1 protein-coding gene is annotated in these 1,624 nt (G+C 51.4%); it reads left to right on the plus strand.

What is annotated here, in order from left to right:
• Nucleotides 1-253 precede the first annotated feature (253 nt).
• Nucleotides 254-1,492, plus strand: coding sequence for an IS110 family RNA-guided transposase (locus WMO64_RS16990; RefSeq protein WP_349232762.1), 1,239 nt, complete (start codon nt 254-256; stop codon nt 1,490-1,492).
• Nucleotides 1,493-1,624 lie beyond the last annotated feature (132 nt).

The raw sequence follows: 1,624 nt of genomic DNA on the forward strand, positions 1-1,624 counted from the left end.
CAACGCCTCATGAAATGCCATCACAGCTGAGAATGAAAATATAGTCTGTGCGTTAACCGAAGGATTTGCTAAACTGAAGACAGCAGGCGTAGTCCGGTTGCACCTTGGTGGATTTTCACCCCGTTTGTTCAACGTGGACGAGTTGCCCAAGAGAACAGCAGTATGTTGCGTCACATAAGTGAAGAGCACGAGTAGCAAAGTTCGGATACCCACCCGGGCAATTCCCAGCCTGCATAATTCAGGGAGGGATTTGATGCAAGACATATTGACCTGCGCCATGGGACTGGATATTCATCGTGACGTTATTGTTGCCTGTCTTGCCAAAGGTGAACTGGGCACCGATCCGGAAATCGAGATTCGCTCCTTCAGCACACTTATCCCGGAAATGTGGAAACTGCGGGATTGGGTGTTGGAAGCAGAGTGCCGCTATGTCGCTATGGAGAGCACCGGGATCTACTGGCAGCCTATTTACGAAATGCTGGAGCCATGTTTTGATGGGCAGATCAGCATTCTGGTTGTGAATGCCCGCCACATGAAGAATGTGCCTGGGCGTAAAACGGATATGCGGGACGCGCAATGGATCGCCACATTACTCCGTGCCGGATTACTAAAGGGAAGTTTTATCCCAGATAAGACCTTCCGGGAACTGCGGCATCTGACCCGGTATCGTAAGAGCATCGTTCGCGACATTACCGCCCAAAAGAATCGCATCGATAAATTTCTGCAAAGCTCCGGTTTCCGCTTCACAGCGTTTCTGTCGGACGCATTTGGCGCTTCCGGGCGAAACATCATCCGTCATCTCATGGAATACGGAAATATTTCGCGGGAAGCTCTGGACCGGTGCCTGAAAACGCAGACCCGGAAACGTATCGACGAAATACTGATTGCCTTGAACGGTTCGCTCTCGGAGCACCAGCGCGGCTTTCTTCGCATGATATTTGGGCACTTGGAAGCGCTTGAACAGCACCGCCATACTGTGGAGGACGCTATTACGAAAGAGATCACAAAGCACGAAGAGGCATTGAGCCTCCTGTGCTCCATACCGGGCATTGATGTAACTGCGGCAGCAGCCATTATCGCGGAGATTGGTACCGATATGAGTGCCTTTCCGGATTCCCAGCATATATGCTCCTGGGCCGGTTTGAGTCCCGGTAACAACGAGAGTGCCGGAAAACGCAAGAGTGCTCACATTAACAAAGGTAATCCGTATCTGAAGAGTATGCTCTGCGAGGTGGGATGGGTCATCTCCGGAAAACGAAGCTTGTACCTCTCCGGTTGGTACTGGAGGATAAAACAGCGGAAGGGCGCTAAACGTGCAACGATTGCTTTGGCTCGCAAACTGCTGGCGCTGATTTACACGATGTTGAAGACAGGTTCTCCATACAACGAAGACTGTTTTGAGATCCGCAGAAAACAAAGTGAGCGCAAACGGGCCAGCCGTATGGTGAACGAACTGCAAAAGCTGGGGTACTTTGTGGTGGCACCAGGCTGATTCCCACTGTACCATACTTCGGCCGGCGACAGGTTTTGGCCTGCCGCTTTTTGTGCTGCGATGGTTTTTCATGAGGCGTTGAAAGCCTGTTTGTCAAGGTTCACGCCCTCGCTACTTATTTTCGTAGCAAGG

The organism is Pseudoflavonifractor intestinihominis (assembly GCF_040096055.1).
GTDB lineage: Bacteria > Bacillota > Clostridia > Oscillospirales > Oscillospiraceae > Pseudoflavonifractor > Pseudoflavonifractor intestinihominis.